The 13,062-nt window shown below is 55.9% G+C and carries 13 protein-coding genes; 8 read left to right on the forward strand and 5 right to left on the reverse strand.

The genetic code is table 11. The features are described from left to right. Positions 1 to 403: 403 nt before the first annotated feature. Positions 404 to 955 (reverse strand): phage integrase central domain-containing protein, encoded by a 552-nt coding sequence (locus JHX88_RS22350; protein ID WP_419182344.1) that lies wholly within the window; start codon positions 953 to 955, stop codon positions 404 to 406. 592 nt (positions 956 to 1,547) lie between these two features. Here JHX88_RS22350 and JHX88_RS14810 point away from each other — a divergent pair. The 6 genes from JHX88_RS14810 (at position 1,548) to JHX88_RS14835 (ending at position 7,914) form a co-directional block, all read left to right on the forward strand. Continuing rightward, positions 1,548 to 3,623, forward strand: a complete 2,076-nt coding sequence (locus JHX88_RS14810; RefSeq protein ID WP_076526452.1) for a type VI secretion system Vgr family protein — start codon at positions 1,548 to 1,550, stop codon at positions 3,621 to 3,623. 9 nt (positions 3,624 to 3,632) lie between these two features. Next, positions 3,633 to 3,995 (forward strand): hypothetical protein, encoded by a 363-nt coding sequence (locus tag JHX88_RS14815; protein ID WP_076526455.1) that lies wholly within the window; start codon positions 3,633 to 3,635, stop codon positions 3,993 to 3,995. After that, positions 3,988 to 5,649, forward strand: a complete 1,662-nt coding sequence (locus JHX88_RS14820) for a hypothetical protein (RefSeq protein WP_076526457.1) — start codon at positions 3,988 to 3,990, stop codon at positions 5,647 to 5,649. The genes JHX88_RS14815 and JHX88_RS14820 overlap by 8 nt, the downstream gene beginning before the upstream one ends. 5 nt (positions 5,650 to 5,654) lie before the next feature. Next, a complete protein-coding gene (locus JHX88_RS14825; protein ID WP_076526460.1) occupies positions 5,655 to 6,302 on the forward strand; it encodes a hypothetical protein in 648 nt (215 codons plus the stop codon). A gap of 72 nt (positions 6,303 to 6,374) precedes the next feature. Continuing rightward, entirely contained in the window at positions 6,375 to 6,680 is a 306-nt protein-coding gene (locus tag JHX88_RS14830) for a PAAR domain-containing protein (protein ID WP_076526462.1), read from the forward strand. A gap of 430 nt (positions 6,681 to 7,110) precedes the next feature. Then, positions 7,111 to 7,914 carry a calcium-binding protein gene (locus tag JHX88_RS14835; RefSeq protein WP_084203161.1) on the forward strand — a complete coding sequence of 268 codons (804 nt, stop codon included), beginning with the start codon at positions 7,111 to 7,113 and terminating at the stop codon, positions 7,912 to 7,914. Between the two features lie 34 nt (positions 7,915 to 7,948). Here the strand turns inward: JHX88_RS14835 and JHX88_RS14840 are convergent, their stop codons facing one another. Genes JHX88_RS14840 through JHX88_RS14855 form a run of 4 tightly spaced genes read right to left on the reverse strand, consistent with a single transcriptional unit; the run spans position 7,949 to position 11,406 of the window. Next, a complete protein-coding gene (locus tag JHX88_RS14840) occupies positions 7,949 to 8,290 on the reverse strand; it encodes a hypothetical protein (protein ID WP_076526466.1) in 342 nt (113 codons plus the stop codon). Between the two features lie 19 nt (positions 8,291 to 8,309). After that, positions 8,310 to 9,143, reverse strand: coding sequence for a sulfotransferase domain-containing protein (locus JHX88_RS14845; protein ID WP_076526469.1), 834 nt, complete (start codon positions 9,141 to 9,143; stop codon positions 8,310 to 8,312). Continuing rightward, positions 9,140 to 10,645: a sulfotransferase family 2 domain-containing protein gene (locus JHX88_RS14850; protein WP_076526471.1), complete on the reverse strand. Its 1,506-nt coding sequence runs from the start codon at positions 10,643 to 10,645 to the stop codon at positions 9,140 to 9,142. Before JHX88_RS14850 ends, JHX88_RS14845 begins: the two co-directional genes overlap by 4 nt. An 8-nt stretch (positions 10,646 to 10,653) precedes the next feature. Further along, complete coding sequence (locus JHX88_RS14855; RefSeq protein WP_076526474.1) at positions 10,654 to 11,406, reverse strand: hypothetical protein; 753 nt, start codon at positions 11,404 to 11,406, stop codon at positions 10,654 to 10,656. A 259-nt stretch (positions 11,407 to 11,665) separates the two neighbouring features. Between JHX88_RS14855 and JHX88_RS14860 the strand changes: the two genes are divergently transcribed. Continuing rightward, complete coding sequence (locus JHX88_RS14860; RefSeq protein ID WP_076526476.1) at positions 11,666 to 11,950, forward strand: calcium-binding protein; 285 nt, start codon at positions 11,666 to 11,668, stop codon at positions 11,948 to 11,950. Between the two features lie 128 nt (positions 11,951 to 12,078). Further along, positions 12,079 to 13,032, forward strand: a complete 954-nt coding sequence (locus JHX88_RS14865; protein WP_076526478.1) for a hypothetical protein — start codon at positions 12,079 to 12,081, stop codon at positions 13,030 to 13,032. The last annotated feature ends 30 nt before the right edge of the window (positions 13,033 to 13,062 follow it).

A 13,062-nucleotide genomic window follows, 5' to 3' on the forward strand; every position in this document is an offset into this window, starting at 1 on the left:
GCGCGGACGGAGTCGCGCATGAAGATTTTCCCAGACACTGCGATCGTGACTACCCACGGCGTGTTATGCGCAGCCAGAACGCCAAGGGCTCACGGAGACAGGCGATGAGCCTTGGTGAGTAGCAGTAAGCTGTCCGGTGGTCTGATACCCTCTGTGCATCTCCCAGCGGTCGGGGCTCACTGCCGCACCTACGTGTCGTTCAAGCCTGAACATGTCGATATTATCCGGCAGAAACGCGGGCAAAGTTCCGATGCGGCTGGACGAAAGAGTGTGCGTTGAGACCATCATATTGATGAAGCTGCGCTCACGCCTGCTTTGATCTCCGCGACGGCACCATTTGAGCGCACGATATACCCATGGAGACGCTCAGAGCCTCGCTGAGGCAAATACATATGATTTTGCATTATCTTTTCGCACCCCAGGGGCGCTTTCTATGGGCCATGCCTTGGCCAAGCCATCCAGCCCGATCATTCATACACGCAGCTATCCCTATGAACATGGTTGCTGGGGCTAGTAGACGACGCCCACCCCGTAGGATCAACGTAGCTCTTGGAAGGTCGTCAGCCTTTCTCGCCACGATTGCAGCCTTGCCAAAGGAACCTCCAGTAAGCGGGCCGCAAGACCGTGCGGAGAGTCGGATCAGCTGCGCGACTCGTCGCGCGGTTTCGTGCTTCTCAGTCCAGATCGGGGACAACACCTGCAATATTTCCGGCTGACCGATATCCGAAACTGGCATTCGGCCGATCTTGGGAAAGGCATAGTCAGCGAGTGTGTTGATCCACTGCTGTCCGTGTTTCGGGTTCTCCCAGATTGGCAGGCGATCAATATGTACTTGCCGTACCACCTCTTCAAAACACGGCACTTCCTGATCCTTATGGTATTTCGGATTAAGGCCCTGCTTAGCGAGGAGACGATATTCCAAGGCGCGTTCGCGAGCTACGTTGAGCCTCACCACGTCCGCCGCCGAGACCGAAATCGGTGCGGAGCGGCTTTACCTGCCGATTCCGGTGCCCTCCACCGTCACGCGCACGATCCAGCGACGCGCGCCGGATGGATCGACCACCAGATAGAGCCCGTGGCCGTCGCCGTGCCTGCCAGGGCCGAGCGTTCGGACTAGATTCTTCGTCAACTTTCCCGACGAGTAGGCCATAGAAAACACCTCAGTTCATACCACCAAATGAACAGAACCGAGCGCTATCAAAACGAAGCCAATGAGAATAACGAGCGCATATAATCGCATGAATTCAACATCTTATACGCTATCAAACAATCCAGTGAGGATCAGCATAAATAGTAAATGGCGGGCCGCGGCCGATAATGATGATCACTACGTTTACGCTATAGCCCTCCATTTCTCTGCTAAATAGAGCTGCAGTTAAGCGACACCCGCATACAGGATGTTTCGCTTGGCTGTCCCGGCGAGATTGCCGAGGTTCAGATCGCCGGAATCGGGGCGATTATTGAGAGCCGCACTGGCATTTCTTGAGTGATCTTGCCATTATCATCTCAATTTTAGGCGATTCTTTGGTTACTGAAAGGTTGTTGCTATGAACGCTCCTTTCAAGCAGACAGAACGGCTGGGCCGCCTGATCACGGCTTTGGGCGAAAATGTTCTGGTTCTGCTGCGCTTCGAGGGAAGCGATTATCTCAACGATCTGTTCGAATACCGGGTCGAAGCCCTTGCCACGCGCGACGATCTCGACTTCGATACCCTGATCGGCACCCATGCGACGGTTGAAATCGAGGCGCATGAAGTGATGCGGCCCTTCGATGGTATCGTCACCTCGGCGCAATATTCCGGCGTGGGCGAGAACGGTCATATCTACACCCTGACCCTGCGCCCGTGGTTCTGGCTGGCGGGCAAGCGACGCAACTACCGGATTTTCCATAGCAAGCGTGTGGATCAGATTCTACGGGAACTGCTGTCGGATTATGGCGTGTTCAGCAATCCGCATCTGGAGATCCGGATCAGCAACCAATACGAGGAACTGGAATATACGGTCCAGCATGGGGTCTCGGACCTGGAATTTGCGCGCCGCCAGATGGAGCGGCACGGGATCAGCTTTCATTTCCGGCATGAGAAGGGCAGTCACACGCTCGTTCTGACCGATGACGAGCTGGCGCATGAGGAGATCGGCGAGATCCCCTTCAAGCGCTATGACGGCCATCACCAGTATGAATTCGAGCACTTCTGGGACTGGAAGCCGGAGCGGAACTTTACCACCGGGGCGATCTTTCAGACCGACTATAATTTCAAGCATCCGACCCAGAAGATGGACACTTGGCAGGCGAGCGATGCGCAATACGCCTTCGGCCATGTCGAGAGTTTCGATTATCCAGGCGATTATCTCTCTGAAGCCCCCGGAAAGATCGTCACGCGGATGCGTCAGCGGCAGGAGCGAGGCGCGGATCGCCGCAATCGTGCTGTGGGAGACTGCGTGAGCCTGGCTTCGGGACAGCGTGTTACATTGGGCGGCGACAAGGTGCCGGGGCATGGCGAGACCTATCTCTGCCTCTCGGCCACGCATCGCTTTGTCAGTGAATCCTACGGTTCCGGCGGAGAGGGCAGCGACGGTTACAGCTATTCCGGCTCCTGGGTGCTGATGCCCGATACCGCGCCGATGGTGCCTCCGAAACGGACACCGCTATCGCGCGTCTACGGTCCGCAGACTGCCATGGTGGTGGGTGAAGGTGAAATCGACTGCGACGAGCATGGCCGGATACTTGTGCGCTTCCATTGGGATCTGGAAGAGGCGTTCTCGATGCGCTGCCGGGTCAGCCAATCATGGGCCAGCCAGGGCTGGGGCGGGATGGTGATCCCTCGGATCGGCATGGAGGTGGTGGTGGAATTCCTCGAAGGCGATCCCGACAAACCGTTGGTGACCGGCTGCGTCTATAACGGCAGGAACACGACCCCCTATGACTTGCCCAGGCACAAGACCAAATCAGTGTTCCGCTCGGATACTCACCAAGGCGACGGATTCAACGAATTCACCTTCGAGGATCAGGCGGGCGAAGAAAAAATCTACCTACATGCCGAGAAGGACCACGAACTTCATATCGAGAACAACCGCGCCAAACGCGTGGATCGCAACCAGTCTGAAAGCGTCGGACACAACAAGTCCATCGAGGTCGGTAACAACCATCACGAGATAATCGGTGGCAACATGACCCTCATGGTCGGGCCGAACAAGCTACAGAACGCAGTCACATCGGCTTTCCATAAATTCACCGGTGCCATCGGCGATCTCGCCAATAAGTTGGGTCTTCCGGATTTTATGAACATGGGAGAAGGCAATCTCGTCATCGGTGTAGCCAAGAACAAGGCCGAGACGGTGATGGTGAGTTCCAACGAGATTGTCGGCGCAGCTAAGACCGTGACTGTGGGAGGAGGCTACCAGCTTACAGTGCAGGGCATTCGCAATGAATCAGTTTTGCTCGGAGCCTACGAAGAGGTCGGCCAGAATAAGGTGGTCGTGGCCGGCAAACGCCTCGAGATGGTCTGTGGGAAGTCAAAGTTCCAGATGAACGAAGACGGCACAATCGTGCTTGAGGGAATCGACATCAAGGTTTCCGGCTCGAGCAAGGTCGCTGTCAATGGCGGCCGCATCGACCTTAACTGAGGTGGAGTCATGAGTTATCTCAAGGGTGTTTTCGTTCAAAAGGAGGCAGAGCGCCGGGCGCTCCGCGACAAGATGCGTGATGCATTCTTCGCCGATTACAGTGCCAAGCGCCTGAAGGATCCAATGCGTATCGACGCCGATCCGGCCACGCAGCATGCGAAAGTGCTTGAACTGATTGGCATCGCGCGCGGAATCCATGACGAGAATATCTCCGGGCTTGATGCCCTCGAAGGAACGCTGACGTCACTTGCGGTCGGAATGCCGACCATCCGTATCGGTCTGCCCAACCAACTGACGTTGGAGCAGGTCATGCAGGAGGGCATGGAGCGCAGCCACTTCAACATGATCTGGGCCGGATGGTTTGATGGGTAGCCCGGAAACGGACGATATCGCAGCGCTCGCGGCGCTGGAGAGTATAGATTCCGCCGCTGTCCCCGACATTACCGACACCAGCTACCAGGCACAATTTGCCTCGCTGGGGGAGTATGCCCAGACCGCTTTCAACGAGGTTCTCGCTCAGTACCGGTTCCTCGGCCTTCTTGCGGGAATCCGGGGGCCCAATGATACTGATCAGGATGTGACTGATGCCCGCGAAGCAGTCATGGAAGCCCTGGCGGAGTTTCTTCAGGCCGGCCCACTCGCGTTGCAGGCAGATGAGCGCTGGGATGAAGTTCAGGCGGAGCGCGATGCGCTTCAGGAGCGCATTTTTGAAGAGTATCGAAGCGGCAACGCGGATTGGGAAACTTGGAACAACGCCGAACAACTTGTGAATGATATCATTCCCGGCCATTTCGCGAACCAATCCGAAATCTGGCTCGAGCAGATGGGATCGAGCGGAGCATATTATGAGGGGTACTCAGGCCGCCTGGCGAGCGTGCCCGATGAAGTCCGCCCGCAGATGCAGTCTTTGCTCAACCAGGCTTCTGACCTCGCAAGCATCCACGACATGCTGCGGGCCGAGCGTCGAGCGGCCGTGGTGAATTTTTTCAACCGAATCTGGCAGGGCGTACGCGATTACTACAACGAGAACATGGAATTGATCCGTAATGGCCAGTGGCTTCTTGCTACTGGGCGGATTGCAATCGACGCCGCCGTTTTCGCTGCCGAGGAGATCGTAGTTGCTGGCATCGTCACCGCGATCATCGGAATCACCGGCGGTGTTGCTGCCGGAATGGCCCTGGCACTTCGCAGCGCGGTGCGTATCATGCTCAGCATCGTGCGCCAGGGCACGCGGGTCGTCCGCAACGTGCGGGCCACCTACGTGTTCCGCATTGAACTCCGCAAGGTGGAGCCCGGCGTGCTCTACTCCAACCCGATCCCGATCAACGTCCAGATCGGACGACGCATCGACTACAACAAGTCGATAGATGTCCAGCGAGACCTGACCCCCGACGAAGCCCGCGCATTTGGAGAGGGCGGTCAAGGATCCTTGGAGCCCGATGTGGATGCTCCGGAACAGGGAAACAGGGGGAGTGGTCAGAGCGATGAACCGGCACGCGAAACCGAAGCTACAGGTTCACCCCGCTCAGTTGACGAGCTTCTTCCCAATGGCCGCGTTCCTTACAACAATCGAGGTTTTGCCGATTGGTGGGACGATCTCACGCTTGATGAGCTCGACAGCCTGATTGAGGCGGGTCACGGTGAAACCATCGAGAACCGCATTCGTGCCGGGCGCGGTGTCCATGAATGGCTAAAGACCTCCCAATACAGGGAGCACAAACGACTTGGCTTCTCGATGCACGAGATACAGGATTGGGTGACGGCTACAAATGCTGCCGAGGGACCTTTGCCGGTACAGGCTGCGGATGGGGCGATGCGCTGGCGGCATGTTTCGGCTGATCAACCGAACACGTCCGGCTCAACTATGATGCACAACGCGCTCGATGAAATCTATCAGCCTCCACCCGCCAGTAGGAACGATCTATTGAGACGAATGGGGTATTTTGCAAATCACTATCTGGATGGCGGCGTCGATGCCTTGCCCTCGGGGTTGAGAGATGCGATCCTTGCAACAGGAGGTGGCTGACCGCTATGGCCCTGATTGACGATTGGCTGATTTATCTCGAAGAACCCGATGCGTTCTCGAAGAACCACTTCGAGCCGATGATTACAGATACTGGCAACCCGCTCGACCTGCAGCGAGCTTTCGGCTCCCTTCCGCAGGGCGCTGCTATGATCGAGCGGATAGAACGCTTGCGCAGCGAAACCAACTTCACGGGACTCTACCATGTGCAGGATCCGAGCCGTAGGCTCGGGCACGATGCAATGATTGAAAAGGCACGTAAGTATTGCGATCATGTCTCGGATTTTCTCCGGGATATCGACATGGCTGATTTGGCAAAGTCCGTCGATAACGGAGGTTTCAGTTATCTTGATGTCCACAGTTATGACTTTCGCGATTCCGATGGGCGTCTTGGTCTCAACGAGACAGGCGAAGTCTTGGAGGATGAGTTCACCCTCAAGTTGAAGAAGGGCCCCCACTATCTCTTGGGTTTGTTTCAGGCCGTTTTGTTCATGACGAAAATTCCCGTTGTGACGCGCTATATCATGCAACCCGTCGTGAAATTTCCGTTGAACGAGGCGGACGGTTACGCCACTTGGATCGGCGGCGCAGCTATTGCATTCGGAGACAGAGGCAACTTTCTGCTCGTTGAGCCTGAACTCATTCGGCAAAGCTAGGCGGCCGGGATCGGCCACAGGCGAATGGTCGGGTAAGTCCTTTGGGACGCATCGGTTTTGAGGAGAGCATGGATGGCAGGAAAGTCCTCTACCCGTCTCGGTGACATTGGCTCTGGCCACGCCTGCCATTTCCCGCCGACACCGAGCATCGGAGCGTCGGACGATGTGAATATTGATGGTATTCCTGCCGTCCGACAGGGCGACGCCTATGCACCCCATGCCTGTCCGACATGTCCGGCCCCGCCGCATCCACGGTCGTTGTCTGGCGGCTCCGGATCGGTTTTCATCAATGGAAAGCCTGCTGGCCGAGTCGGTGACGCGATCTCATGTGGCGGTTCCGCCGACACGGGTTCCAGCACGGTGTTTATTGGCGATTAGCAGTTATTGTAGTTCGCCTTGGATTAACATTCTTTTTTTGTTTTTTAGCAGCGATCGACAGTCTCTACACGTTGGTTGGTTCAGCATCTTTTAGAACCGCGAAGGCGGGGACCGCCGCGATAATCGAGGTCTTCGCGCTTCCCGTCTTCGCTACCGTTGTGTTTCCGACCTTGTTGATCGGATCAACCGCCGAAAGTTATGCAATGGTTGCTGAAGCTCCGTGCAAGTGAGTGCCGATCTACTTGAGAACCAGCACGCGGACATGAAAAGTCGTTCAACAGAGCTGTTTGGAGCATGCGGTGATCGGCGGCGATATCGTGTTGTGGAGGGCAATCGGCGGCAAATGGCGAGCCGAAGACGGCGCAACTGAGAACTACACCTACGCTATAGCCCTCTAAATTGAGGGTACGATCAAGTAGCCATAATCGGATTGCCGACATCTGCTGCAAGCTATCTGAAGCTCGTCTCTCGAAAAACATCCAATCATAAATGTGTGTCCCGGATCGTATGGGGTGGCAGCGGTCATGATACCATCTACGGTGGAAGCGGCCATGACTCCCTCTGGGGCGGGACTGGAGACGATCGCTTGGAGGCCGGGAGTGGAAACGACACCGTTCGGGGCGATCACGGAAATGATGTTATCAAAGGCCAGGATGGCGCAGACCGCCTGTACGGAAACTCGGGCCACGATAACGTTGGCGGAAATTCCGGAGACGATGTCATCTATGGAGGGTATGGTCACGATAAGATTTATGGCGGCTTAGGCAACGATGCCCTTCGCGGGAACGCCGGAAATGACATAATGTATGGAGGAAGTCACAACGATTCCCTGTTCGGAAGCGAAGGCAATGACAAGCTATATGGAGGTACTGGCGCCGATGTTCTCGTTGGTAGTTCCGGAGACGATACGCTGAACGGCGGTGGCGGCAATGATAAGCTGTATTTCGGGCAAGATGCACATTCGCGAGGCGGCACCGGGATCGATATCGCCTATGGAGGCGATGGTGCCGATCAGTTCATTTTCGGCGGCACGTCAGGGTGGACGCAAATCGCCGATTTCGAGGACGGTGTGGACAAGATCGTCTTTTCGGATTCGGATATCAATTCCATGTCCGACCTGTCGATCAACCGCGATGCCAATAACGATAAGGTCGTGATCGATTACGGCGATGGCATCATCCGTATCGAAACCAACGATGTGTCCTCAGTCGGCGCGGATGATTTCATCTTCTAACGCCGTGAAGACAGGTAGCGCATCCTGTGATGCGCTACCTTGCACCCCGATAGAAGCCATCATCCAACTCGGGGAACCCGAGATCCGATGCGCTCACCTCCCCGTTCGCCGCGGAGATTCCAAGGGTGAGCTGTTGCCTGGCCTGGTCAAGAAAGGCGCGGGATTTCAGTATCTGTGCGGATACAGCGGATGAATTCGTCCTCTCCTTCCCTGCCGCACACTCAAGTCTCAATTCCAAGCATTTAAGATATTGCTCGCTGAAGGCCAGCATATCCCGCATCACATCCTCGATGGACTCGACGTGATCTTGCGGTATGTCCACGATCTCCAATGCTGCCTCGTCGGCGCTTTCAGAGCGTCTAAGTTCTGCTTTCATCTGGTCGTCCTTCCCATGTTCAGCGGCTTTTCTCGTAAAACTCCGCACCAAACCGATCCTTGATAAATGCCACCTGGGGCTGCAGGCGTTCTTCCAAAGCCTCCCGCACGTAGTCGGGGATCTGAAAATCGCTTGTCGCGTAAACCTTGCGTTCCAGATTATCGTAATTGGCGGTCGGCACTCCGATGAATTCCTCCACCTGGCGCATGACCTCATGCGGTGCGCGGGCGATCTGTCCGAAGGGGATGAACAACAGCGTTTCAGCCGGGCGTTCCTTCTGCCAGCGTGCAACATGGCTGAGATAGTCGCCACGTTCCATTACCTGATCGTCCATGGCCATCCCAAGCCACTCATCGCGGCTCTTCGGAGATAGCTTCTTGCGCCTCAAATTCATCCTCAGTTGCGACAGAGCCCGTTCGACCGGTTCCCGGATGACATAGATCGCCTTGAAATCCGCCCCGAGAAATCGCGCGACGAAGTTGATCCCTTCCTTCGGGATGGAGGAATATTCGGGGGTTATGTCCACGGGCAAACGATCCTCGGGGCAGAGCGAGAAGATCTTCTTATACCAGTTCCCGTTGAAGCGCGGCTTGCTTGTCACCTCATAGAGCCAGTCCAGGCGTTTCTGATTGAGGATACCCTGCTTTTTCCAAGTCTCGCGCGCACGTTCCAGCCCGTTATTCAGATGCCAATCCGTCCATGTCCGGTTCGGGGGGACGAACTTATGGTCAAAGAAATGTATTTCCTTGAACGGTGGCATCCATAAGGACTTGTTTTGTTTTAGGTTCTCATGCAGCCAGGAGGTTCCGGCCTTCTGGGCGCCGATACCGAGGACATGGGGTAGGATGGTCATTCTGAACTCTTTTTCAAATTCGGTTCCTGTTCGTCGTCAGCCAAGTTCCTGGACATATCGACTTTCTCGTCGGCTTCCTCGCGGATGGCCAGGGTAATCAACTCGTTGAAATCATCATTAGCCAGCCGCGGCTGCTTCATTCCCTCTGTCCGGCGGAAGCGGGCGATACTGCTGTTGCGGTTACTGATGCGGGCGATGATCTCTGCCGTGAAGGGAGCGGCCGGGCTGTCGGATTCGAGGATTCCGTCACAGCGCCTGAGCAGGTTATCGATCATGTCACCGCGTTCCGGCCAGAAGGAGATCACCCCGTCAAACATCTCTCCCCCCCGGCGGAAACGAATTTTCGGCGGCCAGGGAATGCTCGGGTAATAGAGGCGGCGTTCGGTTTCGCCCAGCTTGACCAGGGCAACCGTCATTGAACCGGTCATGGCGACCGCACGATCCTCGCCGGTGCGCCCCATCTCGAGAAAGGTATCGCAGACCGAAGCCAGCCAACGCAGATTGAGATCCCCGGCAAGCTGCGCACCATGCTCGCCCACCAGGCGGTGGAACAGGTTCTGTGCGGTCGCGTTCGCTGGCTCACGGCGCAAGACGACTATGGTGCAGGCCAACAGGTGGCTTAGGCGCGAGCAGCCCCGGAACTCGGGTTCGAGATTTCTGAAATGCTCCAGAATATTGCGCTTGCGATTGGGCCATGTCCTGCCCTTGCCACCCGGAATAATGTCATCCAGCAGCACCGAGAGTTCGGCATCCGGCGCAGGCAAGGCATCGGAGAAAGGGAAATCATCGGTTCCCTTGCTCTCGAAATAGGCCGGCCATACCGAACTGGAAGGGTTCGGGGTGATTTGCAGTGGCGGCGATTCGGTACTTGTCACCGGAGTTTCAATACGCCCCTGCGTTGGTGGAGTGTAGCCGAGTTCGGCGAAATCGCGGGCGAAGATACGGGTGAGACGGATCATTTCATCATGTGTGAAATCCTCGGCTCGGAGACTTCCGGCCCGGCCTTTTGTTCGACGGCTCCAATCGAGTCGATAGGAAAGCCCGTGCCGGGCCAGGAACGTGGATAAATCGGATTCAAGCGTCTCGTAGCGCAGGATATCATCAGCCTGCGACAAACAGAAAAACGGTTCCGTTTGCGGCCATAGATGATGCTTGAGATTGTGGAGCGGCTTGCGCACGCGCCGATCATAGCCGATCTCTGGATCTTCAAGAATGTCCAGAGCCTGGCTGATCGTCAGATCCGGCAGCGTCGGGTTGCGATAGTCCCTGTAATGACTGTCAGGTTCCGGGGTGCCCATTCGGAACATGTTAACCGCCGACAGAAAACGGTCTACCGGGGCGCGCACCACGGCAAAAGAGGAGGCATCGCCCCATCTGCTCGGGAGACGGCCCATCGCTTGTCTGGGCTTGTCGTCCTGACCCAAGGCCCGCCGGATAGAACTGCCTCCGGCCTTCTTGATATGAATGAAAATGATATTTTTCTTTGGAAAGTAGAAATTCATTTATGCGCCTATGATATTCCTCGCGTACCAAGCTGAACATTTGGCATGGTCTCGAATGCTTCGAGATCGTCCTCGTAGAGCGTTTCGAGAAGAACCTCGAATTCTCCATCGAGGGGCAAGGTGCGCGAACGGGCGAACCTGTCCTCGGTAGCTATTTGCCTGATCCGTTCACGTTGGGCTTTGTCAAAGGGTAGGGCGGTCAAGCCACAGAGAAAATCAGCTGCTTGTTCAACCGGATCCTCGATCGCCCATACAACCATGGGTGACGAGGGGAACCGTTTCTGGATTTTCCGGATCACGGGCTGCCAAGACATCAGTTCTGGCTTCTTCCAAATCTCCGGGCCCGCGAAGTTCTCGGCAAAGTCGATCACGGGGGCATAGGTAGATTGGGGGGTGATCACGACATGAATCGTCATGGATGTGCTGGAAAAAATTCGGGCCAGCGTGCCAAAGGAAGCGGCCAATGTACCATAGAGCCCCTGGAAGGAAGATATCTTCTCCGGAGGGCATAACAGGCCATGTCCTGAAAGCACTGCGCGAAGGCAGTCTTGCCTAGTCTGAAGATGTTGAAGATCAGGCAGCTCCCCCTGCTGTGCGTCAGCCTTGCGTAACACACCGCGAATTTGTTGCGGAGAGATCAGGTCAATCAGATGCTCCTCGAAGAATTCAGGGAATTCGGCAAAGACATTCTTTGCCAATGTCGGATAAAGGTCATGAGCGCCGACATGCAGATGATGGCCTAGAGGTACTGAAGTTAACATTCGATGTGATATCCCATTCCCGACGCACCTTTCCTGTAGTGCACACTTATCGCTTTTGGGGAGCAGGACTCAATACAGGGCATACGCCCCGGCATAGCCATGCCTTTTAGCGAACAGCGCTGATCAGTGTCGCATATGCGCACGTACCCGTAGTGGCAAGTGAGTAGTTATGCGTTGTTGAGAACGTCGCCTCACCTGTTTCCGCCAATACGGCAACACCGGGAACGATATCCTGATCGGCGGTGGCGGAGATGGCCGAATGATCGGCACAGACGGAAATGACTGGCTTCGGGGCGACATGGGCAAGGACACGCTGAAGGGTGGCGCGGGCAGCGATGTCTTCATCTTTACGAGGAATGGCGGTCAGGACCGGATCAAGGATTTCCAGGACGATATCGATACGGTTGAGATCCGGGGGCTTGATATTATCGGGAGCTTCGCCCAGACACGAGACTTGGCTACACAAAAAGGTGATGATGTGTTCTTCGAGTTTGGCGACGGGGATCGACTGATTGTCAAGGATACCAGGATCGCAACATTCTAGGATGACATGATCTTTACTGGCTGATCTCACCGGCTATACATCAGCCTGCCCACCCCACCAGTCGTGAGGCGGGCAGGAAGGTAAAAAAACAAAGAAAGACGGCATGATCCACGATCTCGCGACCGGCGATGGATAATACGGGAAACACTAGAAAGAGCGCGGCATTCATCTATGTTGTGGACCCGCCGATTCTGACCCTGGAAGCAATTCTGCTCTCCGCGTCTGTTCGCCGGCATTTGCCGGATGCCGAATTGATCGCCTATTGCCCTTCGGAGAAAGTGGGTCAATTACCGCTGCCGCTTCGGGAATATATGGAGGAGATCAACACCCGGTTCGAGCTCATGGACACCCGGGGATATTTTCCGAAACCCTACGGGCATGGCAACAAGCTGATCGCGGCTGCACAGCCACGACCGCATGAATATACCATCTTTCTGGATACGGATGTGGTGATCTGGCAACCCTTCGATATGGAAGCAATGGTTGCGCCGAATGTCATCTCGGCCGCGCCTGAGGGGCGTCGCACATGGGGCAAGCCCGTGGGGGATTGGGATGCGGCCTATTCCGTGTTCAACATGACAACGCCCGAGGAACGCATCCGCATGGCCCGGACAGGGGTGGAATCCCCGCCCTATTTTAATGCCGGGGTGGTCAGCTTTCCGAATGGTCCGGTCGGCGAGTTCAGTAATTTCGGCGAATGCTGGCTGAAAACAGCGATTGAGTTGGACGATCCCAAGCATGGTATCCCCGAAAGGCGGCCTTGGCTGGACCAGATCGCTCTGCCGATTGCCATTCGCCGGGCAGGGTTGGATTACAGGGTGCTGGACGATCGATACAATTTGTCCCTGACGCATAAAGTGCTGACGCCGGAGATGAAGCCGCATATGGCTGCCAAGGTGCAGAAAGAGATTGATCGCCTCAACAGCTTCGATCCCATGATTTTGCATTACCATAATTTTGATGCACCGGGCGGGCTTCGCTATGAAGGTTACCTTGACGACCTCATTCGGGAGAACACGGTTTTCAAGAATCTGGCAGCCGCGCGAAGGCGCCTCAATGCGATCTCGGCACAGCAATCCTGACCCCATCAGGGAGATTGAAGCATGATCCAA

Origin of the sequence: Paracoccus saliphilus (assembly GCF_028553805.1) — a bacterium.
Taxonomy (GTDB): Bacteria; Pseudomonadota; Alphaproteobacteria; order Rhodobacterales; family Rhodobacteraceae; genus Paracoccus; species Paracoccus saliphilus.

Bases quoted from the DNA above. Each gene is read 5' to 3' on its own strand.
- JHX88_RS14810 (WP_076526452.1), top strand. From the start codon at position 1,548: ATGAACGCTCCTTTCAAGCAGACAGAACGGCTGGGCCGCCTGATCACG.
- JHX88_RS14815 (WP_076526455.1), top strand. From the start codon at position 3,633: ATGAGTTATCTCAAGGGTGTTTTCGTTCAAAAGGAGGCAGAGCGCCGG.
- JHX88_RS14820 (WP_076526457.1), top strand. From the start codon at position 3,988: ATGGGTAGCCCGGAAACGGACGATATCGCAGCGCTCGCGGCGCTGGAG.
- JHX88_RS14825 (WP_076526460.1), top strand. From the start codon at position 5,655: ATGGCCCTGATTGACGATTGGCTGATTTATCTCGAAGAACCCGATGCG.
- JHX88_RS14830 (WP_076526462.1), top strand. From the start codon at position 6,375: ATGGCAGGAAAGTCCTCTACCCGTCTCGGTGACATTGGCTCTGGCCAC.
- JHX88_RS14840 (WP_076526466.1), bottom strand. From the start codon at position 8,290: ATGAAAGCAGAACTTAGACGCTCTGAAAGCGCCGACGAGGCAGCATTG.
- JHX88_RS14845 (WP_076526469.1), bottom strand. From the start codon at position 9,143: ATGACCATCCTACCCCATGTCCTCGGTATCGGCGCCCAGAAGGCCGGA.
- JHX88_RS14850 (WP_076526471.1), bottom strand. From the start codon at position 10,645: ATGAATTTCTACTTTCCAAAGAAAAATATCATTTTCATTCATATCAAG.
- JHX88_RS14855 (WP_076526474.1), bottom strand. From the start codon at position 11,406: ATGTTAACTTCAGTACCTCTAGGCCATCATCTGCATGTCGGCGCTCAT.
- JHX88_RS14860 (WP_076526476.1), top strand. From the start codon at position 11,666: ATGATCGGCACAGACGGAAATGACTGGCTTCGGGGCGACATGGGCAAG.
- JHX88_RS14865 (WP_076526478.1), top strand. From the start codon at position 12,079: ATGGATAATACGGGAAACACTAGAAAGAGCGCGGCATTCATCTATGTT.